At 35.7% G+C, this 25,662-nt stretch carries 18 protein-coding genes; 16 read left to right on the top strand and 2 right to left on the bottom strand.

Features of this window, described 5'->3' with window-relative positions; translation table 11 throughout:
• Nucleotides 1-16: 16 nt before the first annotated feature.
• On the bottom strand, nt 17-2,296 hold the full coding sequence (gene ccoN / locus ACE3RB_RS12965) for a cytochrome-c oxidase, cbb3-type subunit I (protein WP_374464590.1): 2,280 nt from the start codon (nt 2,294-2,296) through the stop codon (nt 17-19).
• Between the two features lie 184 nt (nt 2,297-2,480).
• Here ccoN and ACE3RB_RS12960 point away from each other — a divergent pair, with 184 nt between their 5' ends.
• The 7 genes from ACE3RB_RS12960 (at nt 2,481) to ACE3RB_RS12930 (ending at nt 11,040) form a co-directional block, all read left to right on the top strand.
• Nucleotides 2,481-2,774: a helix-turn-helix domain-containing protein gene (locus tag ACE3RB_RS12960; RefSeq protein WP_374464589.1), complete on the top strand. Its 294-nt coding sequence runs from the start codon at nt 2,481-2,483 to the stop codon at nt 2,772-2,774.
• A 287-nt stretch (nt 2,775-3,061) separates the two neighbouring features.
• Entirely contained in the window at nt 3,062-6,034 is a 2,973-nt protein-coding gene (locus ACE3RB_RS12955) for a sensor histidine kinase (RefSeq protein ID WP_374464588.1), read from the top strand.
• On the top strand, nt 6,031-6,645 hold the full coding sequence (locus ACE3RB_RS12950) for a response regulator (protein ID WP_374464587.1): 615 nt from the start codon (nt 6,031-6,033) through the stop codon (nt 6,643-6,645). The genes ACE3RB_RS12955 and ACE3RB_RS12950 overlap by 4 nt, the downstream gene beginning before the upstream one ends.
• Nucleotides 6,646-6,755: 110 nt before the next feature.
• Nucleotides 6,756-7,547: a hypothetical protein gene (locus ACE3RB_RS12945; protein ID WP_374464586.1), complete on the top strand. Its 792-nt coding sequence runs from the start codon at nt 6,756-6,758 to the stop codon at nt 7,545-7,547.
• A gap of 174 nt (nt 7,548-7,721) precedes the next feature.
• On the top strand, nt 7,722-8,543 hold the full coding sequence (locus ACE3RB_RS12940) for a hypothetical protein (protein ID WP_374464585.1): 822 nt from the start codon (nt 7,722-7,724) through the stop codon (nt 8,541-8,543).
• A 187-nt stretch (nt 8,544-8,730) separates the two neighbouring features.
• The gene (locus ACE3RB_RS12935; protein WP_374464584.1) at nt 8,731-10,149 is read left to right on the top strand and encodes an amino acid permease; all 1,419 of its coding nucleotides are present in this window, start codon (nt 8,731-8,733) and stop codon (nt 10,147-10,149) included.
• A 258-nt stretch (nt 10,150-10,407) separates the two neighbouring features.
• Nucleotides 10,408-11,040, top strand: coding sequence for an HdeD family acid-resistance protein (locus tag ACE3RB_RS12930; protein ID WP_374464583.1), 633 nt, complete (start codon nt 10,408-10,410; stop codon nt 11,038-11,040).
• A gap of 62 nt (nt 11,041-11,102) precedes the next feature.
• Here ACE3RB_RS12930 and ACE3RB_RS12925 read toward each other — a convergent pair whose 3' ends face one another.
• Nucleotides 11,103-12,524, bottom strand: coding sequence for a transcriptional regulator (locus ACE3RB_RS12925; RefSeq protein ID WP_374464582.1), 1,422 nt, complete (start codon nt 12,522-12,524; stop codon nt 11,103-11,105).
• 607 nt (nt 12,525-13,131) lie between these two features.
• Here ACE3RB_RS12925 and ACE3RB_RS12920 point away from each other — a divergent pair.
• The 9 genes from ACE3RB_RS12920 to ACE3RB_RS12880 all read left to right on the top strand — a co-directional run bounded on the left by ACE3RB_RS12920 (nt 13,132) and on the right by ACE3RB_RS12880 (nt 25,420).
• Nucleotides 13,132-14,424: a hypothetical protein gene (locus ACE3RB_RS12920; protein WP_374464581.1), complete on the top strand. Its 1,293-nt coding sequence runs from the start codon at nt 13,132-13,134 to the stop codon at nt 14,422-14,424.
• A 48-nt stretch (nt 14,425-14,472) separates the two neighbouring features.
• Nucleotides 14,473-15,018 carry a hypothetical protein gene (locus tag ACE3RB_RS12915; RefSeq protein ID WP_374464580.1) on the top strand — a complete coding sequence of 182 codons (546 nt, stop codon included), beginning with the start codon at nt 14,473-14,475 and terminating at the stop codon, nt 15,016-15,018.
• A 230-nt stretch (nt 15,019-15,248) separates the two neighbouring features.
• Nucleotides 15,249-16,241: a hypothetical protein gene (locus tag ACE3RB_RS12910; protein WP_374464579.1), complete on the top strand. Its 993-nt coding sequence runs from the start codon at nt 15,249-15,251 to the stop codon at nt 16,239-16,241.
• 500 nt (nt 16,242-16,741) lie between these two features.
• Nucleotides 16,742-17,731, top strand: coding sequence for a hypothetical protein (locus ACE3RB_RS12905; protein WP_374464578.1), 990 nt, complete (start codon nt 16,742-16,744; stop codon nt 17,729-17,731).
• 5 nt (nt 17,732-17,736) lie between these two features.
• Entirely contained in the window at nt 17,737-18,222 is a 486-nt protein-coding gene (locus tag ACE3RB_RS12900; RefSeq protein WP_232721397.1) for a hypothetical protein, read from the top strand.
• 95 nt (nt 18,223-18,317) lie between these two features.
• On the top strand, nt 18,318-19,712 hold the full coding sequence (locus tag ACE3RB_RS12895) for a SpvB/TcaC N-terminal domain-containing protein (protein ID WP_374464577.1): 1,395 nt from the start codon (nt 18,318-18,320) through the stop codon (nt 19,710-19,712).
• A gap of 29 nt (nt 19,713-19,741) precedes the next feature.
• Nucleotides 19,742-20,326: a hypothetical protein gene (locus tag ACE3RB_RS12890; protein WP_374464576.1), complete on the top strand. Its 585-nt coding sequence runs from the start codon at nt 19,742-19,744 to the stop codon at nt 20,324-20,326.
• Complete coding sequence (locus tag ACE3RB_RS12885; protein WP_374464575.1) at nt 20,326-25,158, top strand: colicin E3/pyocin S6 family cytotoxin; 4,833 nt, start codon at nt 20,326-20,328, stop codon at nt 25,156-25,158. The genes ACE3RB_RS12890 and ACE3RB_RS12885 overlap by 1 nt, the downstream gene beginning before the upstream one ends.
• Complete coding sequence (locus tag ACE3RB_RS12880) at nt 25,148-25,420, top strand: hypothetical protein (protein ID WP_374464574.1); 273 nt, start codon at nt 25,148-25,150, stop codon at nt 25,418-25,420. Before ACE3RB_RS12885 ends, ACE3RB_RS12880 begins: the two co-directional genes overlap by 11 nt.
• Nucleotides 25,421-25,662 lie beyond the last annotated feature (242 nt).

Below are 25,662 nucleotides of genomic sequence, written 5' to 3'. Positions count from 1 at the left end.
ATTACAATTTTAAATGTTACTCTACACTTGCGGTTTGTACCTGTGTTGTTTTAATATCTGTACCTAATCTCTGCAGGTATGCGATCATTGCTACAATTTCTCTCTGCTCAAGCGGTACATAGGCAGATCCTTTTGCTGTTTTTTCTTTGGTCATCTGATCTTTTACATCGGTAGCTTCAGAGTAGATTCTCTTTACAATTGCTTTTGACTGGTTGTCTGCCCATTGGTTAGCAGAATCGATCTGAGCTTTTGTATAAGGAACGTCGAAAGCATTTTTCATCAGCTTCATTTTATCCACCATCTGGGTTCTGTCCAGTTTATTGGTAATCAGCCATGGGAAACGGGGCATGATAGAACCTGCAGATGTAATTCTTGGGTTATACATGTGCTTGAAGTGCCATGAATCCGGGTTTCTGCCTCCTTCTCTGTGAAGATCCGGCCCTGTTCTCTTAGATCCCCATAAAAATGGCCTGTCATATATGAATTCTCCTGCTTTGGAATATTGTCCGTTTTTTCCTTCAAATCTTACCACTTCATCACGGAATGGTCTGATCATCTGGGAGTGGCAGGCGTTACATCCTTCCCGGATATATAAATCTCTACCTTCCAGTTCCAGGGGAGTATAAGGCTTCACTGCGGTAATGGTCGGAACGCTTTGCTTAAGGGATAGTGTCGGAACAATTTCCACCAGTCCGCCAATAGCTACCGTAATGAAAGCTAAGACTGATAGGAGAGTAGGCGTTCTTTCCAGCCAAAGGTGTACACCTTCACCTTCTTTTCTGCCGCTTCCGATATTGGCCAGTGCAGGTGCTTCCGCCGGAACTTCTCTCTGGAATGAACCTGTTTTAATCGTTTTAATCGCATTTACAACCATCAGAACAGCTCCTGAAATATAGAACAGTCCTCCTAAGAATCTCATTTTATAGTAAGGAATAACAGCGGTTACGGTATCCAGCCAGTTTTTCCATAACAGTGTGCCGTCCGGGTTGAACTGTTTCCACATCAATCCCTGTGTGAACCCTGAAATATACATGGGTACGGCATAGAAGATAATTCCTAATGTTCCCAGCCAGAAATGCCAGTTGGCTAATTTTACAGACCAGAGTTTTGTTCTCCACATGATCGGGATCAGGTAATAAACAATTCCGAATGCCATGAAACCATTCCACCCAAGTGCACCAATGTGTACGTGTCCGATTACCCAGTCGGTATAGTGACCAATTTTATTTAATGATTTTGTTGCTAGCAGAGGTCCTTCGAAAGTAGCCATACCATAGCAGGTAACGGCAACCACAAAGAATTTCAGAATAGGATTTTCTCTTACTTTGTCCCATGCCCCTCTTAACGTAAGAAGACCATTCAGCATTCCTCCCCATGATGGTGCAATAAGCATAATGGAGAATCCGGTTCCTACGGCTTGAGCCCATGCCGGCAAAGCTGTATATTGCAGGTGGTGAGGCCCGGCCCAAAGGTATACAAAGATCAGCGACCAGAAGTGAATAATGGATAATTTGTATGAGAATACCGGCCGCTGAGCTGCTTTTGGCATAAAATAATACATCAGACCTAATACAGGAGTGGTTAATACGAATGCTACCGCATTATGCCCGTACCACCATTGTACTAATGCATCTTTTACTCCTGCATATACAGAATAGGATTTCCAACTTGTGAAAGATAACGGAACTTCAAGGTTATTGAAGATATGAAGCATGGCTACAGCAATCCAGGTTGCCATATAAAACCATATTGCTACATATAAATGTCTCACTCTTCTTTTAGCAATAGTTCCGAACATATTGATTCCGAAAATGATCCATGAGAATGCAATTAAGATGTCAATAGGCCATTCATGCTCGGCATATTCTTTAGAAGTATTGATTCCCATAAGGAATGTAATCACTACACTTACAATCATCAGCTGCCATGACCAGAAGTGAATCCAGGAAAGGGTATCACTGTACATTCTGGTTTTAAGAAGCCTCTGCATACTGTAGTAGGCACCACAGAAAAAGGAGTTACATACGAAAGCAAAAATTACAGCACTGGTATGAAGCATTCTGATTCTTCCGAATCCCATAGCCCCCTGTGTATTGATCAGCCCCTGAATATTACCCGAAGCCAGACTTTTAATAGTTGTATCATCCGTACCGAATAAAAATTCAGGCAATTCAGGATAAAAAAGCATCAATGCAGCTGTAAGCCCCAGCAGAAATCCTACAAGTCCGAATGCGATAGTCGCATAGAGGAATGCTCTGACAATAGTATTGTCATAATTAAATTTTTGCGTCTCCATAAATTCCAATAGTGTTTACCGAAGTGATATTTCCTCTGAAAAAGGTTTGTTTTTTAACCTTTTTATATGTTAAAAGTAAATATCATGTAACGTGTATAATGTTTTGCCAAAGGTATTTATTAACTTTGTTGAAGGCTAATAGATAATCTTCTAAAATATACCGAAAACTACTAAAACAGAAACGATGAAAGTATGTGGGCAAAATATCAGGAAAATACGTAGGAGTAAAGACCTTACGCAGGAGTATATGGCCTTTGAAATGGGAATTTCCCAAAAGGCTTATTCCGATATTGAAAATTCCAAGGTGAAGATCAATCTGGAAATACTGACTAAAATCTCTGATATTTTAGATATCAGGCCATCCGATATCTGCAGTATTTCGCATAAGTGCGGAACGGACGGTTTTGAAGATAAATACCAAAGCCTTCTGGAATATATGAAACAGAATAATATATCAATTCCCAAAGAATTTCTATAAGCTGTAATACTTCTGTTATATTAACTTTTCGAATTATAAAACAATGATCTCCCCGGACAGAGGGAGATCATATTTTTTTTGCGAACAAAAAAGACTGTGTTTCTAGCATGCCTGATGATCATGGCATTGATGAGGGAACAAATGTTTGGTTTTTCAAATTTATTATAATCAATACAGTATTAATAAATAATTATGTAGAAAAAAATTCACATAATTGTGGATAAATATTTACAATAAATTTAATTTTGTATAATATATTTGCCTTAAATATAATGCTGGCCCTCTGAATGAAGCATCTCTACTTTATTTCACTTCTATTTTTTTTATGTGTCAACGGCCAAAGCTATACGAACCAGTGGTATACTATGGACAATGGTCTGCCTCAAAACAGCATCAAAGACATTGTAAAAGACAAATATGGTTTTATCTGGCTGTCTATGGAGGGAAGGATCCTGAGATATGACGGGAGTAACTTTGTACAGTATAACAATTTTAAACTTAAAAATTTAAGTTTTGGAGATTTCTATGGCAATATAAAAAAAGACAGCATTTCCGTTTTCAATATTTCTGAAAAAAAAGCTCTTCTGATTTCCCGCCGGAGACCGGACATTATAGCTGCCGATAATGCATTTGGGCATGGGGGCGTTTTGAAAAATAAAGTATATAAAAGAATTGTAAGGAATACTCTTACGGCCAGGTATATTTCTTATTATATCAATTCCTATTATGTTCAGCTGGATGAAGGGACCTATTACTTTGAAGATAATAATATTGTTTACGTTGATAGAAAAAGCAAGAAAATAACTATTGTTACTGGTGGTTTTTCTTATGACCGGTTGAAAAAAATGTTTGTTCATGGCGAATCTGTATTCATTAGTGATCCGGCCCGTAAGAAAATAACCCGGTTATACAGAGGAACATTGTCAGAGATGGAAGCCGATTCTACTTATACAGATCCGGAAACGAGAATGTACTGGCAGCAAATTTCCGGACAGGTTTTTATCATTGATCGTGGCAAGATATACAGAAGCGAATTCTCAGCAGGTAAGCTAAAACTCACTTTTTTACTGGAGTATAAGGATATTGATAAAGACATCTCCGGAGCTATATTTTATGATGAGACAGCAAGGAAACTTTATATCGGAAGTTCTATTAATGGATTGAAGATTCTGAGCATGTCAGATTTCTCGGTTTCCAGGAAAAATATACCCTATCAGGATGAGGTTTGCTATGCAGCAATTTCTTATGGGGACAATTCTGTTCTGACACAGGAAGGAATAAAATATTCCCGTAATACTTCAGAGAGGGTATTTTTTGCTCCTCAGTCCTATGATAAGAGGCATATATTTGAGGATAATGCGGGGAATCTTGTATATCGGGAAAATAATTCCATTCATATAAGATATAAAAATACCGGATTTTCAAAATATGATTCCATTTCTTTTCAAGATAAAGAGATTGATGGCCTTTATAAAAACGGGAATCTTTACAGTGCATCCATAGTAGATAAAAATAAGTTTTATCTGTATCTGTTTGCTCAGGATAATTTTAGAAAAACTGAAAAGATTATTCTGTGTGAAGATAATATAGATGCTGTTTTCAGATATAATAAAGACCTGCTTTATCTGGGAAGCAGCGGAGGAATTTATGTATACTCTTTTTCCCGGAACAAAATCATAAAGCAGATAGGAAAAGGTCTTCCTGTAAAACAAATCATCAGAACAAAAGACGGAAATATCTGGTTCACCACTTACAGCAGAGGGATTTATTTAATGAAAGATCAGGCAGCAGTCAGAATCCCTTCCGATAAAAATGATTTTCTGGCCAATGCTCATTATCTGTTGGAAGATCAAAAGTCCAATTTATGGATATCTTCAGATAACGGGTTGTTCATGATTAATAAAAATGATCTCCTGCAGTACATGAAGACGCCTCGGGGTGCGGTCACTTATTACCGGTATACTAAAAAACACGGCCTTTTGAATAATGAATTCAATGGAAGTGCAAACCCTTGTGCCCATGTGCTGAAGGACGGACAATTTGTATTTCCGTCTATGGAAGGATTTGTATTTTTTAATCCCGCAAATATCAGAGTTTATTATCCGGACAGTAAAGATATTTATTTGGAAAGAGCAAGGGTAAAAGGAAAAATGATTCAGCTGAAGGATAAACTCTTGCTGGAATGCGGATATAAAAATGCGGAACTTTATATAGATATTCCTTATTATTCCGACCTTGACAATATCTATCTTCAGGCCAGGCTTTCAGGAAGTGAAGACAGTCGATGGATCAATATCAAAAGTGATAGGATATTCCGGTTAGCCAATGTAGAACCCGGAACTTACAATCTCATCGTCCGGTTTTTATCTTCCGAAACCGGAAAATTCATATATAAAACACTTCCGGTAGAGGTTGAGGCATATTTTTATCAGACACTGTTCTTTAAAATCCTGATGGCAGGGATTATCATTTTCGTCATTCTGGTGATCGTGCAGATCAGGACCAATTTTTTAAGGCTGAAAAATAAAGTGCTGAAAAATACCCTGGACCACAAAGACAAGCAACTGCTGGAAACCAATAACAAACTTAAAAACGAATCCGATTATCAGAAAAAACTGGTGGAAAGTATCAGCCATGATATTACAACCCCTGTAAAATTTATTGCACTTCTTTCACAGGAGCTCAACCAGTCTGAAGATCCGAAAACACAGAAAAAATACTTTGACAGCATTTACAAAACCTCAGAGCAGCTTTATAAATTTACATTAAGCCTTAAAGAATATACGGAACTCTATAAACAGGAAAACACAGAGAACGAAGAATATTCTATCTATGATCTTATTGAAACCAAAAGGCTGTTATTTGAAGAAATTGCAGCTCGGAAAAAAACATTTATCTATAATTTTTGTGATCATCAGCTGAAGAGTAAATTTAATAAAAACATTCTCCTTGCAGTCTTCCACAATATCATTGATAATGCAGTGAAAAATACTTCAGACGGAGAAATTACCATTACATCAGCCTCTGCGGAATCCCATATAGAAATCAATATTGCAGATACCGGAACCGGGATGTCTGATGAGCAAATGGCCTATTATTCCGGACTGTTTAAGAAAAACGGGAATGAACATATGATTTTTAAAAATTACGGTTTAGGGCTTCATATGGTTGTTCAGTTGGTAAGAAAAATACATTCCGAAATGACTTTCCATAAAAATACTCCGAGAGGAACCCTCATTAAAATCCTTATTAAAATATGACAAAAAAAATACTCATTGCCGATGACCACCATGTGGTAAGAATCGGGACGGCTTTAATTCTGGAGAAGAACTTTAATCACTTTGAGATAGATTTTGCCGAAACCTATGGAGAAGCAAAACAAAAAATTGAATCTGAAAAATATGATCTGGTTATTCTTGATATTGAACTTCCCGGGAGCATTCTCAAATCAATGGTCAAAGAAATTAAAACCATCTCTCCGGAATCCCTTATTTTGATCTTCACTTCCTATAAAGAAAATATTGCGCTGCAATATATTGAAGAAGGGGCGAACGGCTTTCTCAATAAGCAAAGTGACCCTGAAAATTTTGTCAAGGCTGTTGAAGCAATCTTTAAAGACGGATATTATTATACTTCTGAGATGATGAATGAGATTTTGAAAGGGAACCAAAGGAAAAAAGCCATTGAAAATCTGTCAGAGAGAGAACTGCAGGTTTTTAATCTTCTGGCCAAAGGAAACGGTAACCTTGAAATTGCTAATGCTCTTAATATCGAAGAATCTACCGTAGGAACCTACAAAAGAAGAGTCTACCAGAAATTAAAAATATCCAACCTTGTTGAGCTGCTGGAAATTTACAGCGAAATTCATTAGAGCAATTTCCGTAAAGTCATAATATCACTACGTTTTTGTGGAAAAATAAGTAAATAACGTAAGGTGTTGGAAGATATTCCAAGCCTTGATTTGCGAAAATGTATTTGTCTATGAAAAAAAAGATGTTTTTTATTATCCTGCTGGCAGGTTTAAATTATTCCCTTATCTCATTAAATGCACAAACAGGCAATGTAGGAATTAATACAGCTGCTCCTGCCAATACGCTTACTGTAAACGGAAATACTTCCATTGGTTCCGGTTATACGGGCGTTGTTGCTCCCACCAATGGAACAATTATAGAAGGAGACGTGGGTATCGGAACTTCTGCACCTGCTGCTAAGCTGGATATTATCGGTAAGATAAAAATTACTGACGGTTCACAGGGAGCTGGAAAAATATTGGGTTCTGATGCTAATGGATTGGCAACATGGCAGCCTGCACCAGGCTCTATACTGATTACAGGGAACAATAATCAGACTCCTAATTTTTCTATTATTACCCCTCCAACAACAGAATTTATTGCAGACTGTCCTGTAACGCTAAACAAAGGATTATATACATTGTATTATTATGTACAATTTGATTATTTTATTCCGGGAACCACCACTGCAAGGCCTATAGATCCTACCAGTGGATCTACAGTTGCAGCTACTTTCCCGAGATTTATCTATTTTAATTTTATTACCAGTTCAGGATCGGCAAGCTTTCCAAGTTATCCTGCATTTGGAGGGAATGAAGGACCTCATATAGTTCCTTCTATAAGTGCTCATCAGGTTGCAGCCAAAATAAGCCAGCTTGTTGTTGTAGATCAGGATAATACGGTTATACGTCCAAGATATTGGAATATTCCTGCATATGGGAGAGTTTCAAATATAGGGCCGATTATTGCTGTGAAAATGTAATTAAAAATATCCAATCTTTGAGCTGCTGAAAATTTACAGCGAAATTCATTAGAGCTATTTCCTAAAGTCATAATATCACTACCGTTTTGTGGAAAAATACGTACAGGATCGGTTCTTTATTTACTCATTTTTCGCAGTAGGTTAGTGCTTCAATAAATTTTAAAAACAATTTCAATGAAAAAGATTTATGTTATGACTTTAGGGATTTTTGCAAACTTGGCTGCTGCGCAGGTTGGGGTTAATACTCCAAATCCCCAGGGAATGTTTCATTTAGATGGAAAGAAAAACAATGAGGCATCAGGTCCTGTGAGCCCCGCCAACCAGGCAGATGATGTAGTAATGACAACTGATGGTCGCGTAGGCATCGGGAATAACAATCCGGCAGCAAGTTTAGATATAAAAACAGCAGGAACCTTAGCTGCTCCGGTATCAGGAATAAAAATTGCGGATGGAGCACAAAATGATAACTATGTTCTGACTTCTGATGCCAATGGTAACGGTTTATGGAAGCCTGTGAGACTTACTGTGGTAAGAGGTACCAATGGACCTGGAGTAGATATTCCTTTTACATTTACCAACGCATTCAGTTATACAGGCTCTTACATTGATTTACCACCCGGGAAATGGCTGGTGACTGTACAACAGCTTATTATTCCTGCCGGAGCTGCATTAATCAGTGATCAGTGGATGTGGCTAAGGACAAGCTTTTCAGACCAGTCTAGTATTGTACCGGGAGATGTAGCCGATATTTCAGGAGATATTTCCCAGGCTCCGGTTTTGGTAAGCGGGCTTATTCAGGGGCCTGCGGCAACGCTTACAAGATTTTCTATTATTCAGGGAAGTCTGGTGATTAACAATGCTTCCGGTGCTGTAAAAAGATATAAATACATAGCAGGAAATAATGTAATTGGAGGTGCACAGACAACTGCTACCTATTTTCAGGGATTTGGAGGAAACTTTTCCGAAAATATTATTTATGCAGTGCCAACAAACTAAACGACAATTATTAGGATTAAGCTCTTAAGAGAGAAAGATCAGTGATTTTATATTAGTGTTCAGATAAACCTTGTCAGATTGATGAGGTTTTTTCTTGTACACTCCATTGTCAATTGCCAATTTCGCCCATGGAATGTGAATTTCTCTGAAAAGTTTTTATATATTTAGCGACCGAATAATTCATTCAATGAGCAACGAAAATAAAACAGGACAAAACGAGACTTTAGTTAGAGGATTAACAAACCGACATATACAATTAATTGCCCTTGGAGGTGCCATCGGAACCGGGTTATTCCTGGGAATCGGGCCGGCTGCAGTACTGGCTGGACCATCCGTGATTTTAGGCTATGCTTTGGCAGGTATCATCGCCTTTTTTATTATGCGTCAGCTTGGTGAAATGGTAGTTCAGGAACCCGTATCGGGAAGTTTTAGCTACTTCGCTTACAAATATTGGGGAAATTTTCCAGGATTTGCTTCCGGTTGGAACTACTGGATTCTCTATATTCTGGTGAGTATGGCCGAACTTACAGCTATCGGACACTATATTCACTTCTGGTGGCCGGAGATTCCGCTCTGGGTGTCCAGTTTATTCTTTTTTGTAGTCATCAATGCGCTTAATTTAGCTTCTGTAAAGGTGTATGGAGAAACAGAGTTCTGGTTTTCCATCATCAAAGTAGTGGCTATTATTGCGATGATTATTTTTGGTGTATATCTTCTGATAAGCGGTACAGGAGGAGAAAAAGCAAGCATTACCAATTTATGGAATGACGGAGGATTCTTCCCGAAAGGATTATTTAATAAAACAGAAAGCGGATATTCAGGATTATTTGCAGCAATGGCGATGATAATGTTCTCTTTCGGAGGACTGGAGCTTATTGGGATTACTGCTGCTGAGGCAAAAAATCCGGAAAAAACGATTCCGCAGGCAACCAATCAGGTGATTTACAGAATTCTTATTTTCTATGTAGGAGCGTTAGTAATCTTATTTTCTTTAAGTCCGTGGAGAGATATTACAGAAGGCTCCAGCCCGTTCGTAATGGTATTTCAAAATCTGAATGGTCTTGAGTTCAGTCTTTTTGGGAAAGTAATTCAGTTCAATACCTTGATTGCGAATGTCCTTAATCTGATTGTTTTAACAGCTGCTTTGTCAGTGTACAACAGCAGTGTTTACAGCAACAGCAGAATGCTTTTCGGATTGGCTCAACAGGGGAATGCCCCGAAATTCCTGAAAAAGTTGAATAAAAATGCTGTACCGATCAACGCAATTATTGTATCGTCATGCTTTGCAGGAATCTGTATTATCATCAATAAATTAGTCCCTGAAAAAGCTTTTGAATATTTAATGGCTCTGGTTGTATCTACGTTGATTATCAACTGGCTGATGATATGCTACACCCATCTGAAGTTTAAAAAAACAATAAGCGCAGAAGGAATCTATTCAAAATTCCCATCCATTTTTTACCCGGTATCGAACTATATCTGCATTGCATTTCTGGTTTTGATTTTAGGATTAATGAGTATTACAGGAATGGAAATTCAGGTGATTCTGATTCCGGTCTGGCTGGGCTTTTTATTTGTGATGTATAAATTATACAAACCGAATTAGGAATTAAAACAATATTTGAAAAGGTGGAAATCATTTGATTTTCACCTTTTTTGTTTGTAATTAGCAGTAAAAATGATCTTTTAAGAGAACTGCAGATAAGAACAATTCGGAGGAATATCATAGTTTTTCCAACTTATTTTTTGTACATTAGTAAGAGGTTATATTTCAAATTAAGGTGAAAATTGTAATCTGTTTGAAATTCCTGCGGATAAGCCGAAAACCGTTACAAAAAAGTAGGCAGAACCAAAAAAGACACCTATGGCCAATTTATTTCAAACCCTTACCAACACTGTAAAACATTGGTACATCCCGCTAATCTTCGGAATTCTGTTTCTGATCTTCGGTTTTTATGTATTCAGTGTACCTCTTGCCACGTATGTTACACTTTCTATTTTTTTCAGTGTTTCATTCTTATTTTCAGGCATTACTGAAATATTCTTTTCCTTACAGAACAGCAAATCCCTGCAGGGCTGGGGCTGGTTTCTTGTGAGCGGACTATTAACAACTGCAATAGGAATTTACCTTATTGCAAATCCACAGATTTCTATGGCAGTACTTCCGTTTGTTATCGGATTTACTTTGCTGTTCCGTTCTTTCCAGCTGTTAGGCTTTGCATTTGACCTGAAAAGCATGAGGATAATGAGCTGGGGAAATGTGGCTCTTGCCAGCGCAGGAGGTATTATATTTTCCCTGTTGCTGATATTCAATCCGGTGTTTACAGGTATCTCATTAGTAACACTTACCGGTGTTTCCTTTATATTCATGGGAATTGCTTCCATTATGCTGGCTCTGGATTTAAGAAAGATAAAAAAGATTCCGGGGAAGGTAAGCCAGGAATTAAGAGACAGGATCAGGTCAATACAGGAAGAGATTGAGGAACTTAAAAAATAGTAACGTATTATTTCAATATAGAGACCTTGTGAAAGGTCTTTTTTTGACCAGAATAAAAAATGTTAAAGTTCCAGAATCCATTTCTGAAGTTCCACCTCCTGCGGGAGTTTCAACTTCTTTTTAAGTCTGTATCTTTTGGTTTCTACTCCCCGTAAGCTGATGTTTTCATATTGGCAGATTTCTTTATTGGTAAGGTTTAATCTGATATAGGCACTGAATTTTATATCATGCTCTGTAAGCTCAGGCGTATGTGCAATCAGCTTTTCGTAGAATTCAGGATATACTTCTTTGAAGCGGATCAGAAATAATGGACTTCTGCTTTCCATCAATTGAATGATTTCTTCAAAGGAGTCATTTACTTTTAATTTAAGAACATCCGTTTCCTGGATCTTTTTTTCAATTATTTTATTTTTTTTGAGTTCCTTTTTAATATAGATTTTTCTTATAAAATAGAATAATATCAAAAATACAGCTATAATCGCCAGCGCTACCACATAAAATGTTTTTCTTTCTTTTTCTTTTTCCTCATGTTTTAATTCAATCAGCTTATTCACAGCAAGGTTTACAGCTTCTCTTTCATTTTTGTTTAGACTGTCACGAAGGGTCGTGTACTGTCTTAAATAGGCATTAGACTTTTCAATTTCATTCAGAGATTTGTAAACACTGGAAATGGTATCATAAGCGGTAAGTAATGCCGTTTTATTTTTTGTTTTCTTGAAGAAATCAATTGTTTTTAAATAATATTCTAATGCCTTCTTTTGATCTCCTTTCACGTTATAAAGATCACCGTAGCTAAATAATGCGATTCCTTTTTCAGTTCCTCTTGCTGTACTGAAGTTAAGCAGGGCCTTATTCATATAGTATTCTGCTGAATCTAAATGAATTTTCTTTGCAATAAAGCCATCAGCAATCCTTGTATAAGTGAGTGTACCGGGGTTGACAGCCAGCATTTTTTTCTCTATATGCTGTAAAGAATCCTGATTTTTTGTCCTTACAAAATTCGTACGCTTCCATGTATAATTATAGAATAGAATAACTTTTCTCTGACGTTCGTTAGTAAGCTTTTTAATATAATATTCTGCTTTGTTGAATGCAGCATTGGATTGCTCTAATAATCCGAGTTGAGTATAGTTTTTACCATACTCATTGTACAGATTTCCTATCAGAAGAGGAGAACTGATATTTTTAAGTTCCTTTTTAGCTTTATCAAGATATTCCAGGCTTTCTTTGTACCTGCTGAAATTGCATAATATACCGCCAATATTCGTATATGTCATAATGATTCCTTTGGTGTCACCACTTTGTTCATACTGGGCAAGCATTTTGGTATTAAATTTTAAGGCACCTTCAAAATCACCTCTGCTTTTATATTCCCATGTTGTTTTTATAGGTTCGGGCTGAAAGGAGTAGTCCTGAGCATCATAAAATATGGAGTAAAAAAAGAGAATCAGGTATAGTGATTTAATTCTAAAATTTGGGAACATATTTTTTAAAATTATTAAAGCAAAAATAACTTTTTTATGAATATGATTAAAAATTTAATTAATTACAGTGTATTCTTTGACGGTAGAATGTGAAAATATACTTCAAAAATACTCCAGTTGATATATAAGATACTGTTTTTTAATTCATTGCATTGTGAAGTATATTTGATGTAATGTTATGAATAGATAATAAGGATATATTTATAACGAATTAATTTTTTTTTCATTCTTTCATTCTTTCACGTTTGAAAATGTTTGTGTTTATGGCAGGGATATTCATGATCCCTGCTTTTTTAAATGATACATAGAATAACGTTATAAGACATTTATATTTTCCCTTATCATCCTTAAAACTGCTTCTGAAAAGCTAATAATTCACTTTTTATGTTTACTTCAAAGTTACTTCATTTTGTTTATAATTATTTGTAATTCAATATGTTGTATGTTGACGTGTGTTTGATGTAGGATTTTTTTTGTTTGCAGGCAGTAAGTTTGCATCATCTAATTCGAACATTGAAAAACTTCAGACCGGTCATGTTTTTCATTACGATTCTAAATACACACAAGAAAAAAATTTAAACATCAAACCATTTTTAAACGTAAACAAATGAAAAAAATAATTATTTCATCAGGAATCCTTTTCTATAATTTAGTTTTTGCCCAGGTAGGTGTAAATACTCCGAATCCTCAGGGAACTTTCCATGTAGATGGCGCAAAAGATAATGTTTCAACAGGAGTTCCGACGGTGGCCCAGCAGTCTAATGATTTTGTGGTGCTCAGCAATGGTAACGTAGGGGCAGGAACAGTAAATCCTACAAACAAACTTGATATCCGTTCTACCACGAACGGAGCGTTAAAAATTGTTGATGGTACACAAGGTAATGCCAAAGTTCTTACATCTGATGCTAATGGTGTTGCTACCTGGAGAGATCTTCCTGTAACGAATATCTATAACTCAAACGGGACGCTTACAGGATCCCGTACAGTGGCTCAGGGAAATAATTCTTTGGCATTTACAAGTACTGCCACTACAGGGACCAATCATTTTTCAGTAAATGGAAGTACATTTTCGGTAGATGCCGTTAACAACAGAATCGGTATAGGAACAACAACTCCTAAGAATATGCTGGATCTAGGAACTGGTAACGGAAAAAAATTGGCATTATGGAACAGCACTGCAGGAGATGACTTTTACGGATTGGGAAATGCAGCCAATGTTTTACAATTATTTGCAGGTGCTACAGCTTCAGGAGATCCATTAATGACTTTGAATAAAAACGGTAGAGTAGGCATTGGTACTATAGCTCCCACAAATGTACTGGATGTTCGTTCTGCAACCAGCGGTGCATTAAAAATTGTAGATGGAACACAGGGAGCCAATAAAATATTAACTTCTGATGCCAATGGAGTGGCAACATGGCAGAGAGCCGCATCAAATGTTGCTGTAGGGTCTTTAGGTGTAGGGTATGATGTCCCTTTTTCTCAATTTTCTGATTACAGATACACAGGCTCATCCATTGCATTACCGCCCGGGAAATGGATGGTTACCATTTCATTGCTAATTGTGCCAAGCGGTACGTTCACAGTAGATGACTGGATGTTTGTAAGAAGTACTTTCTCAGAAACAAATCTGACAACAGTTGGACAGACCGGCGTGCAGTCCCCTGACGTTATAAGGCCCACATTAATGAGTTTTCAATTGGCTGGGCCATACAATGGAGGCCAAAAATATAATGTAGCTACAGGAACCATACAAATCAATAATACATCTGGAGCAATTAAAACTTACAGATACATTGTAGGGAATACTCAAGCCAGTGGTAGTGTAACGGGAGCTAAATTATCTGGAGTGGGAGGATCGTGGTCTGAAAATGCAATTTATGCAGTTGCTGTTAATTAATAATAAAAAGTATATAAAATCCAATATAAATATTTCAGGCCACAGGGGATGAAAAGAAAACCTATATCAACAAACAGGCTGTTGGGGATTATTACTATCTCAATGATGACGCTTTTAGTTCCCCTGGTGGCTATGGTTTTTATAAATACCAGTGCATCTCTGCTTTGCATTTCGGTTTTTTTAATCCTCCTTGAAATTGAATTCCTTTTTCTTTGTTTCATTCCAAATTGGAAACTGCTTATTCTTTTAAAGAGAAATATCCCAGATAAACAGCTTAGGCTCACTCATTTTTTAGCCGCAATTCCCTTTTTTCTCGTAGGAGGATATGCAACACTGTGGTCTGCATCAAAGATTTATCTGGAAACAAATGCTATATCCCGGGATTACAGGGCCGGTATCTTTAAATCTTACTATGAAGGGAAATCGCCGGTTTGGTTTACATACAGTATAGAGAGTGATTATGCCGAATTTACAGCAGAGATTATTTTGAGGTATTTTTTCACAGGCTTATGGGGATTTTTACTGGAATTTGGAATATTGCTGATAACAGTAGCATTTGCTTTTATCATAAGGCCAATCTTTCGGAACACTTAAAAGCAGTGGATTGGAATTTTTGAGTTAAAATAAATAAGTACTCCGGTTAAAATAATATGTTGTGTATATGATTTTTATAATGAATTATTTGTGTTAATTTAATATTGTATTAGGGTGAAAAAGTGTAAATTTGATTGGAAATGTGGCTTTATTTAAATAAAATTTAAAACAATAAATAAAGTAAACATTTTCTTAAAATATCCAAATTACACAATTTTAAATTTAAAAAAATGAAAAAAAACTTAACTCTGGCAATGGTATTCTTTTCTATCATTGCTTTTTCTCAGGTAGGGATCAATACCCCTAATCCTCAAGGTACCCTTCACGTTGATGGTGCAAAAGACAATCCGGCAACCGGTATTCCAACCGACGCGCAACAAGCCAATGATTTTACAGTAACATCTGAAGGTAACGTAGGTATTGGTAATATCACACCATTATCGAATCTCCATATAAAAAACAGGGGAACTGCTACGGGGATCGGTGGCGGGGAAGCTACCAATACCGGATTACTGATAGAAAATCCCATAGCCAATAGTTCCATATTATCAATCTTAAGAACTACAGGAACTAGAGTAAAACAGGCAGTAATGGGTATAAATCCTAATTTTAATGGTAATAACGGGGTATTTATTATCTCCCGTGGCCCTGGAGGAAGTGATTGGGCAATGGATTTAACTACAGGAAATATAGGGATTGCTACTAATTCACCTACTCAAGCAATCGATATTAATGGGGGAGCTCGTATACGTACAATCAATTCTAATGCTGGTACAACAGCCGATAATATTGTGGTAGCCGATGCAGCCGGGGTTTTAAAAGTTGTGTCTGATCTACCTAGAAGGTCTGTTTATAGCACTGCTGCCATCGCATCAGGAGGTAGTGAAACATTGACTATTACAGACCCTAACTTTAGTTTTTCTCAAATAAATATAGTTGCGGGGAATGCTTGTGCCAGAACGATGATTACAACATTTTCAAAATATGGGAATACGCTTAACTATTTAGGAGGGCAAGCAAGAGATATTACAGGACAATTTACTCAATTGGATGCTAACGGTAATAATATCTCTGTTAAGTTTCCAGGCGTTTTGAATTGTGCAGACGGCGGAAACGGGACACAATTTGATTTTGACATTCTTGTAAATGGAAATAATATAACAATAACTAATAGAGGGAATATTGCTAAAACATTTTCTGTTAGGGTTATAAGTAATTTGTAATTATTTGTGTGAAAATTTTTGGACTTTGATAATGTATAGTAGAATTTCAGCAGTGATTGAAGATAAAAAACAAACAAATTTACTGTATATTAATAATAATTTATACAATGCCTTCAGCCGGAACAATAGATTTTACGAATAATGGCGATACAAGCTTACAGTATAAAGTGATACTTACAAGACTTTTTTAGTTTTATAGGATCTAAATTAGTAACAAACTATTCAATAAAAAGACCTCAATGAAAGGTCTTTTTTTATTTGAATACTTATTTAAATTCTTACTAACATAACTTTTGTATCTATAATTGATAAAAGTCATATTAAACGTCATTAATATAGTTTTAATACATGTTAATAAGTGTTAAAATTACGCTTGAAAAAAGCTCAAATGAATAAAAAAATTAATTCCAATAATACCTTGTTTCCGTCATTTCAGAACAGTTCTATCTAGAAAATCAGCGATGTAAAATAAATTCAATATATAAATTTAACTAAAAAATATGAAAAAAAAATTATTTTCGATGGCCTTATTGGTTTCATCTCTTGCTTTTTCACAACAAGCCCAAACATTTTCTGAGGTAACGATACAAGCTTATTCACCTACCTTATACTTAAAAAGAAGTGTGAATGACGGTGGCTTTGTAAGAGGAATTCAAACTCAGTCTCTCAATGGAGATAACGGATGGTTTTTTGGAGATGTACATGGTAGCCAATGGGTAGTTTCTAAGGGAGATTATACAGGCCGAAAGCTTGTTATTAATGACAGTAACGGATACGTCGGAATTGGAACAGATTCTCCTTTAGCTAAACTTGATATTGTTGGAAATATCATAACCGGAGCAGGAGATTCTGTATTGGGAACAAATGCTTTCTCTATACGATATGCTTATGGTTCTATGAACAATTGGGGCGCTTTGCGGAGTTCGAATTCAACTTATATGAGTTTCGGTGTAAAAGCAAATGATTTGAATCCGGGATGGTTATCTAGTACTGGATTACTAAATTTAGAAAAAAGTGCAATTACTCTGGATGAAACTGGATTTAGTTTTCTTACCACTCCAAAGCAGAAAGTGGCATTAAATTCACCAGTTGCAATGAATGAAATAATGAAGATTTCTATTACAGGAAATGCATTATTACAGGGAAAATTTGAAGCAAAAGAATTAAAAGTGACTTTAACTCCTACTGCTGATTTTGTATTTGATGAAAAATATGATCTTCCAAAATTAGAAGAAGTTGAAAAGCACATCAAAGAGAAAAAGCACCTACCCGAAATTGCATCTGCTAAAGTAATGGAAAAAGAAGGTGTAAATGTGGGGGATTTCCAGATTAAACTGTTGCAGAAAATTGAAGAACTTACACTTTATACCATTGAACAAAATAAACAAATTAAACAACTTCAGAAAGAAAATGAAGTTTTGAAAGCTCAATCTGCAAAAATTGAAAAGTTGGAGCAGCAGGTTCAACAGTTTTTATTACAAAAAAAATAATACGAATGAAAAAAAAATTACTTTCAATATTTTCTCTTTTAATTGGTTTTTTCGGTTTTTCTCAAACAGAAGTCTATTTCAAATATGATGAGGCTGGAAACCAAAGATACCGGGGAACTGATATAGCGGGAAAAAAGATTGAAGAAACTCCTTTGAAAGAAACTGCATTGCAGGAACAAGCAAGAACAGCATCTATAGTTCAAGAAATACCTGCTATGGATGAAAAAACATTTTGGAAACAAATAAGACTTTATCCGGTTCCAGTCAATGATTATTTAACCATTGACTGGACTGAAGAAGTAGATGGGCTTATAGAATCTGTTTCTCTATACCAACATAGTACCGTCCATTGGAAATTCCAACAACAAAATATTCCAGAGCTAAATCGTCAGGTTAAAATCAATATGACTGGATACGATTGGGGTGTTTATATCCTGCGCTTCACTTTAAAAGATGGAAGAGTCTTTGGTAGGAACATTACCAAAAGATAATCTTAGAAGAGGTTGTTAAAGATAAGAGTATAGGATTATTATTTTGTGCTCAGGATATTATTTCTAATTATTAAATATCATTATAAATACTAAAAATGAAATTTTTTTCATCATTGATACTGTCGTTGTGTTCGGTGTTGGTTTTTTCACAGACCATACTGTATCAGACAGAAACGGTATCTCGGACGGTTCAGGATCCACAGACGGTGGTAATGGCTCAGGGATTCCATGCTAAAGCAGGGGTTTCAAATTCCTTTGTGGCAAAAATTGGTCCTGCTACGGAAAACTCTGGAGGAGGACCCATTAATTCAAATGCGGGAGCAAGTAATCCAAGCGGAGCAATAGCTCCAGATAAACAGAGTTTTCATGATACAAAAGGAAAAGTGGAGGTCAATGGAGGTGGACAGTTGCAGTTTACCTTACCTATTGCCTTACCTCCAGGTATAAAAACAGTTGCTCCTCAAATAAATCTGGTTTATACCAGTGGTGCCGGTAATGGAATTGCTGGATATGGGTGGAATTTGACAGGGATTACTTCCATTTCCAGAATGGGACGAAACATAGAGAAGGACAAGGAAGTCAAAGAAATAATGATGGATTATTCCGATTATTATAGCTTTAATGGACAAAGATTGATCTTAAAATCTGGTGAATATGGTAAAAACGGAGCAGAATATGTAACCGAAAAATATTCAAATCTTAAAATAAAATCTTTAGGTTCCCGAAATGGATTGCAGGGTCCAATGCTTTTTCATGTCACATTTGAAGATGGCTCTCAGGCCTGGTATGGAGATACGGTACATGACGATCCTGGGCATGCAAGTGCAGGCAGAACCTCCATGGAATACAATATTGTAAAATGGATGGATGTTCAGGGAAATTATATTACTTATGAATATGAAAAAAATGCCTATATAACGTCACAGACAAATAGTGCAGGGGATGTTAGTAAAATTAAATTGATTAAATGGGGAGGAAATGAAAAACTAAATAAACCTCATTTTAACGAAATTCAATTTAACTATAATATTGAGAGAACTGTAAAAGAAATCTCTTATCATCAAGAGTATTATTATAATCAGGATAAACTTCTTAATGAAATTGTTGTTAAAGCCAACTCAAATGCTTTTAAAAGCTATAAGATCGAATATACCAATAATAATACAAGTTATCAGTTTGTTGATACTATTACAGAGATTAACGCAAACGGTGAATCAGCAAATCCTATAAAATTTGATAGAAAATCTGATAATTCTACCATTAAAAGTTCTGAGATTTCTAACAACCTAAATCTAGATAGTAAAAATATTGCAGACTTTGATGGAGATGGATATTTGGACCTTTTAACTTATCAAACTTCGGCAGATGGTTATTATGAATGCTTGCAATATGATGATTATGGGCATTGTGAGAGAGAAGGAGATTATATACAGCCAACAGTAGCGGGAACCTATATTACCTATAACAACTTCTTTGGGCAAAGAAGGTGAGGGTTTCTGATATTAATTTAACAGGTGCTTTGGCAATCAATGCAACATTGGTTAATGATAAAATGAGACCTGTAAAATCCTTGTATACTCATAAAGCAGAATCTAATCAGATAAAGTTTGATAAGTATGTATTGGAAAATGAACAATATGTTCTTAATCAATCCAAAACAGTACCATCATCATTGTATGATAAAAAATATGATTCTCCTAGCGATAATCCTCAATCTGACCGTATAACGATCAGGTCTTATGTAAGGGAGTTCAGAGACATAGATGCAAATGGAGATGGGCTTTCAGAGGTATTATTTTCAGTAGAAAATATTACTACAATTTATCCGTACAATGGTCCGATCGATGATCCTGAAGTAATAGTGGGTGACCCTAGTGTACCCGTCCACAGACCTGTAGAATCATATAGTAGCTTTGATTATTATATTGTGAATCCAAACACATCACAAAACGATGCTTATTGGGTAGGATCTGGTCTAAGAGATCTTTTGAAAGAAGGTATAACCATGGATTTTGATGGAGATGGGAAAGAGAATCTTGTTGAGGTTTTAAAAGATTGGGTTAGCAGCAACTCTTTCGTAGTAATGATGCTGGGAAATACGTAATGAAATCGAATTCTGTACTTTACTACGGAGAAAAGACAGGGATGGTTTTTGGAGACTTTAATGGAGATGGAAAAATGGACTTCATGGTTCCTCAAGGGACAGAGACGTCTAATTGGAAATTATATATGAATTCTGGTAAAACACCTGCTTCAGGAAACAATGATCTTTCATTTAAAATCCAGAATCTTGATAATTTTTCATATTATACCAAAGAACCTACACTTGTTGACGATACTTATAAAAGAACAGTAGCAATTTCACATTTTGCTAAAGACTTAAATGGTGATGGTAAAAGTGATTTGATTCGTTTCGAATCTCAGGTTTTTAGAGCTCATAAATGTTGTGCTGATTTAGATTCAAGAAGGGGATTCAAGGTTCTCGAATCAACGGGAGTTGATGCTAATGGTAATATTAAATTTGAGACAAAATATGATGAAGATCCATGGAGTATTATTTCTCAGATTGGCGCTCATTGGATTCCAATGAATGTGTCACTTCGCATCAATAAAGAAGAGAATATCTTTTTTGTAAAGGTCGAAAATCATTTATTTCGTTATAGTTATTATGATATAAAAAACAGAGAGAGAATCTATGCAATTAACCAAGGAGGAATAAAAACCGAAATTGTATATAATGAAATAGATGCCAATGATGCGACTACAGCTAAGTTTTATAAACCAACTACGATTCAGACTTATCCATATGTTCAGGTAGAACATATGCCTCAAAACTTCATTGTTACCCAACTTAAAGAAGAAGGAAGAAAGCAGGATTTCAAATACAGGGATCTGATTGTTAATCTTCATGGCAAAGGAGTTATCGGATACAGGCAAGCTGCCCGGTCTACATGGTATGCAGATGGCTTTGAAAATACAAAAATATGGTCAGGAGCGGAAATAGATCCATTAAATGAAGGAGTGACTCTCAAAGAATGGTCAATAAAAACCAATGATGAGAATAAAATATTTCCGGCAAACATTTCTGAAAATAATAACGAACTTTTAAATTTTAAATCTATAATTTATCAGAAAGATGAGCTTTTAAATGGACAGGTAATTACCAATACTGCAGGAGTAGATAAATCAAAGATTGTAACGGCTCTGCTGCCAAAATCTACAATCACAAAAGATTTTTTAACCAATACACTTACAGCAGATAGTATTGTTTACGGAGCGTATTATCTTCTTGCGCAAACAATATCTAATGTTAATAATAATTATGCAATAACAACATCCTCCTTTGATTATAATCATAATCCTACAGCTTCTGGTTCTGATTATTTTATTGGCCGATTAAAATCGCAGACCAATACAGTACAGGCGTATGGTGATGTGAAGTCTGCAAAAGTTGAATATTCCTATGATGGTAACTTAACTAAAACTGTAAAAACATGGAATAGAGACAATTCAGGTTATTTATTAGAAACTTATGATTATGATGGATTTGGGAATGTAACAAAAAAAGTAACCAGCAATAGCATAGATGCTTTAACCCAGACCACGGGTACAAAGTATGATCCAAGAGGAAGATTTGTAGTAAAGAAGACAGATAATCTGGGACTTGAAACCAATATTGATTATAATGATTGGGGGCAAATAAAACTCCAGACAGATCCTCTAGGGAATACTCTTGAAAATATTTATGACGGGTGGGGTAAACTCTTAAAATCAAAAACAAATTTAGAAGGTACTACAACGTACCAGTACTTAAGAGATACTGATTCTAATATAACTTTGATTCAATACGATGCTGATGGAAATATTTCAAAAAAATATACTAATAAGCTAGGTCAGGAATATAAGAAAGCAACCAAAAGCTTTGGACAAGGTAAATATGTTGCAGTTTATTCTGTATATGATATATTAGGACGGAAAATCCGCGAGAGTGAGCCTTATTTTGATCAGTCTACTGAAGAACTGCCAGGTGATCTCCTGTGGAATGTTAATACTTATGATGATGCGGTTTTCCCTGCTAAAGTAACCACTACAGGATTGGCGAAAATTAGTACCCAAGGACTTATTACCTCTTTTACAGGGAAAAAAATGGAATCTTCAGTGTCAGGTAATATTACCTCTGTAGTCGAAGTAAATGGCTATGGAAGAACTACGGCCAAAACAACTGATGCGTTAGGAAATGTAATTTCTACCTCAGATAAAGGCGGAAACATCTCTTTTTCATATAACGCTTCAGGTGAACAGGTAAAGGCACAATACGCAGAGAATATTGTTACTACTAAATATGACAGTTGGGGACGAAAATCAGAGTTTAATGATCCATCCAATGGATTGTATAAATATGAATATAACGGATTAGGGCAGCCAAAGAAAACAATCAGCCCTAAAGGAACAAAGGAGTTTGTTTATAATAATTTTGGCCAGCTGATTAGCCAGAAAGAAATTTCCACTGTAGATAATGGTCAGGCCACTGATAAAACAATTACCTATACTTATGATAATAAGGGAAGAGTAATTGCTAAAAACGGAACCTCTAAAGGAAAACCTTATAGCTCAAATATTTCTTTTGATCAGCAGGGAAGAGTACTGTCCTCTTCAGAAAGCAGTAATGGTAAATATTTTATTCAGAAAGGAATTACCTATGATGATAAAGGAAGAGTTATTACTTATGAAAAAAGTCTTTACTCATCAGGTGTATTTACAAAGGTAAACATCGAAAATGTTTACAATGATTGGAATGGAGCATTATCCCAGATAAAAGATAAAAATTCCGGTAAAGTATTATGGGAAATAAAGGATATTAATGCAAGAGGTCAGATTCTTAGTTCCAAACTGGGAGCGGCGAATATTACTAATGGCTATGATGGTAACGGATTTCTAATGAGTGTTAATCATTCATCACAGGTTAAATCCGGGATTTTGGATGTGGGCTACAGTTTTGATGGAGTGAAAAATGAGTTGAAAAGCAGAAGGACTTCAGGAGACTTTAATATTTTAGAATCGTTTAATTATGATGATAATAACAGGCTTGTAAGTTGGACAGATCCTGTTACAGGTATTACTCCTCCTAATAGAAATGTTTATGACGTTAAGGGGAGAATAATGAAAAATGATCAGGTAGGAACCATAAAATATGAAAACTCATCTAAGATCTATCAGCCTACAGACATGACCCTGAATGCTGCAGGAACTCAAAATTATAATAACGATCTTATTCAAAGCATTACTTATAATGAGAATAATGACCCTGTCTTCATTGATGGTCAAAAAGGAGATGTGGCTTTCCAGTATGGATTGACAAGCATGAGGCAGAAAGTTACCTATGGTGGAAATTTTGACGCTGATAAAGAGGGAAAATTCACGAAGTTTTATAGTGAAGACGGAAGTTTTGAAATTATACGCGATAATACATCTGACAAAGAGAAGCATGTTCTTTATATAGGCGGATCTCCATATGAAAGTAATATTGTGTATTTAAAGAACTATGAAGAATCTGGAGGTTCATATAAGTTCTTGCACAAGGATTATTTAGGCAGTATCTTAGCCATTAGCGATGAAGCAGGAAATAAATTGGAGCAAAGGCATTTTGATGCTTGGGGTAACTTTACTCATCTTCAGATTGGCAGTGGGCAAATTATTACAGATAAAAATAGTATTAACAGCACCGCATTACTATTAGAAAGAGGATATACCAGCCATGAGCATTTTGTAGAAGTAGGAATTATTCATATGAATGGAAGATTATATGATCCATTATTAAGAAGATTCTTAAATGCAGATGAAAATATTCAGGATCCTACAAATACTCAGAATTATAATAAATATGGGTATGTGATGAATAATCCGCTTATGTTTAGTGATCCAACCGGAGAAGAGCTTGTTACACTATTTGCTATTTCTATGGCTGCTATTGTTAAAGCTGTAATTATCGGTGCTGCTGTTGGATTAGCTGCTTATACATTAAGTCTGGCAGTAACGGGTAATTTTGATCAGTGGAATTTATTGGGAGCCTTTAAAGTAACCTTTACAGGTGCTGTTTCAGGAGCTGTTATTTTTGGGATAGGAAGTTTATTTACCGGTGCAGGAGGGTGTATAACTACGGTATCACAGGTTCTTAAAGAGTCTATTGGAAATGTAGGTCTTGCCATGGTACAAGCGGGAACTCACGCTATTGCACAAGGTATATTAAGTGCTGTACAAGGTGAGTCTTTCTTGAGTTCTGCAGCATCAGGATTTTTTGGTAGCTTAGGTGCCTCGGCTTTTGGAGTAATAGCTCAAGGAGCTGCTAATACTACTGTAGGGACGGTATTCTTTGGAGCTCTTTCCGGGGGAGTTGGAGCGGAACTTACAGGAGGAAATTTCTGGCAGGGAGCACTTGTAGGAGGAACAGTTGCTGGATTGAATCATGTAATGCATGAAATAGGAGGAACGTTTGAGGAAAACTTAGCAGAGAATGAAGGGGATAAGAAAGGGGATAGTGCTAGAGATACAAGGCACCACAAACCTGCACCAAAAAATTTAAAAGGATTTCCAAATGCAAAAAAAGTCCCTAATAAGGGAAGAGCAAGATGGAAAGATTCCGATGGAAGAATTTTGGAGTGGGATAAACAGCACGGGGATGTTGAAGTGTATAGTAAGAAAGGAAATCACTTGGGATCTGCAAGGCCAGATACAGGGGAAATTTATAAAGATCCTGTTCCAGGAAGAACGCTGAATAAATTTATTAGTGTAGGGATTGGAACGACGATTATAGTAGGAGGTGTAAAATTATTAGACTGGGCTACAAAAAGAATTTCACCTTTTTTGATGACTCCAATAATGCAAATGCAGATGTATCAAGAACCTAATTATAAAACTTATGAGAAATATGAATTATAAAATTCGAAGAGTAATAGAAGAGTATAGCATATTGGATGAATATATTCATAAAGATTATACATTAAATATCACAGTAGAAGAAATCTTAAAAGTATTAGATGATTTGGTACTTCATGAAGATGATTACGAAAATGAAATCTATGATCAATATGACTTGACAAAAGAACAGGTTTTTAAATTAAAACCTTTTGTTGAAAATGATTTCAATGAAGATTTTGACAAATATATGTATCAATTAGCTTGCTATAGTGAAGATGATTAGTCTCAAAAAAACATTATTTGTAAAAAAGAGAGTTTGAAAATAAATCTTTTAAACGCAAGGTAAACTCTAAGAAATTATATTTTATGAAAAATGGCCATTGTAATTTACAGTGGCTATTTATTGTATTGCAAAATAAGAAATTAGATTTAATAAGAATAAAAAACAAAAACCACCCTTAAAAAGGATGGTTTGTAGACCCACAGGGATTCGAACCCCAGATGACTGAACCAAAATCAGTAGTG

It is taken from the genome of Chryseobacterium sp. (genome assembly GCF_041914225.1).
In the GTDB taxonomy this organism is placed as follows: domain Bacteria; phylum Bacteroidota; class Bacteroidia; order Flavobacteriales; family Weeksellaceae; genus Chryseobacterium.
The sequence above is the reverse complement of the archived record's forward strand: the minus strand, read 5'-3'. Positions and strand labels throughout refer to the sequence as shown.

Coding starts and splice junctions, on each gene's coding strand:
- ACE3RB_RS12950 (WP_374464587.1), top strand. CDS start 6,031: ATGACAAAAAAAATACTCATTGCCGATGACCACCATGTGGTAAGAATC.
- ACE3RB_RS12905 (WP_374464578.1), top strand. CDS start 16,742: ATGAAAAAAAAATTATTTTCGATGGCCTTATTGGTTTCATCTCTTGCT.
- ACE3RB_RS12945 (WP_374464586.1), top strand. CDS start 6,756: ATGAAAAAAAAGATGTTTTTTATTATCCTGCTGGCAGGTTTAAATTAT.
- ACE3RB_RS12920 (WP_374464581.1), top strand. CDS start 13,132: ATGAAAAAAATAATTATTTCATCAGGAATCCTTTTCTATAATTTAGTT.
- ACE3RB_RS12885 (WP_374464575.1), top strand. CDS start 20,326: ATGAAATCGAATTCTGTACTTTACTACGGAGAAAAGACAGGGATGGTT.
- ACE3RB_RS12955 (WP_374464588.1), top strand. CDS start 3,062: ATGAAGCATCTCTACTTTATTTCACTTCTATTTTTTTTATGTGTCAAC.
- ACE3RB_RS12880 (WP_374464574.1), top strand. CDS start 25,148: ATGAATTATAAAATTCGAAGAGTAATAGAAGAGTATAGCATATTGGAT.
- ACE3RB_RS12915 (WP_374464580.1), top strand. CDS start 14,473: ATGAAAAGAAAACCTATATCAACAAACAGGCTGTTGGGGATTATTACT.
- ACE3RB_RS12930 (WP_374464583.1), top strand. CDS start 10,408: ATGGCCAATTTATTTCAAACCCTTACCAACACTGTAAAACATTGGTAC.
- ACE3RB_RS12940 (WP_374464585.1), top strand. CDS start 7,722: ATGAAAAAGATTTATGTTATGACTTTAGGGATTTTTGCAAACTTGGCT.
- ACE3RB_RS12910 (WP_374464579.1), top strand. CDS start 15,249: ATGAAAAAAAACTTAACTCTGGCAATGGTATTCTTTTCTATCATTGCT.
- ACE3RB_RS12895 (WP_374464577.1), top strand. CDS start 18,318: ATGAAATTTTTTTCATCATTGATACTGTCGTTGTGTTCGGTGTTGGTT.
- ACE3RB_RS12925 (WP_374464582.1), bottom strand. CDS start 12,524: ATGTTCCCAAATTTTAGAATTAAATCACTATACCTGATTCTCTTTTTT.
- ACE3RB_RS12935 (WP_374464584.1), top strand. CDS start 8,731: ATGAGCAACGAAAATAAAACAGGACAAAACGAGACTTTAGTTAGAGGA.
- ACE3RB_RS12900 (WP_232721397.1), top strand. CDS start 17,737: ATGAAAAAAAAATTACTTTCAATATTTTCTCTTTTAATTGGTTTTTTC.
- ccoN (WP_374464590.1), bottom strand. CDS start 2,296: ATGGAGACGCAAAAATTTAATTATGACAATACTATTGTCAGAGCATTC.
- ACE3RB_RS12960 (WP_374464589.1), top strand. CDS start 2,481: ATGAAAGTATGTGGGCAAAATATCAGGAAAATACGTAGGAGTAAAGAC.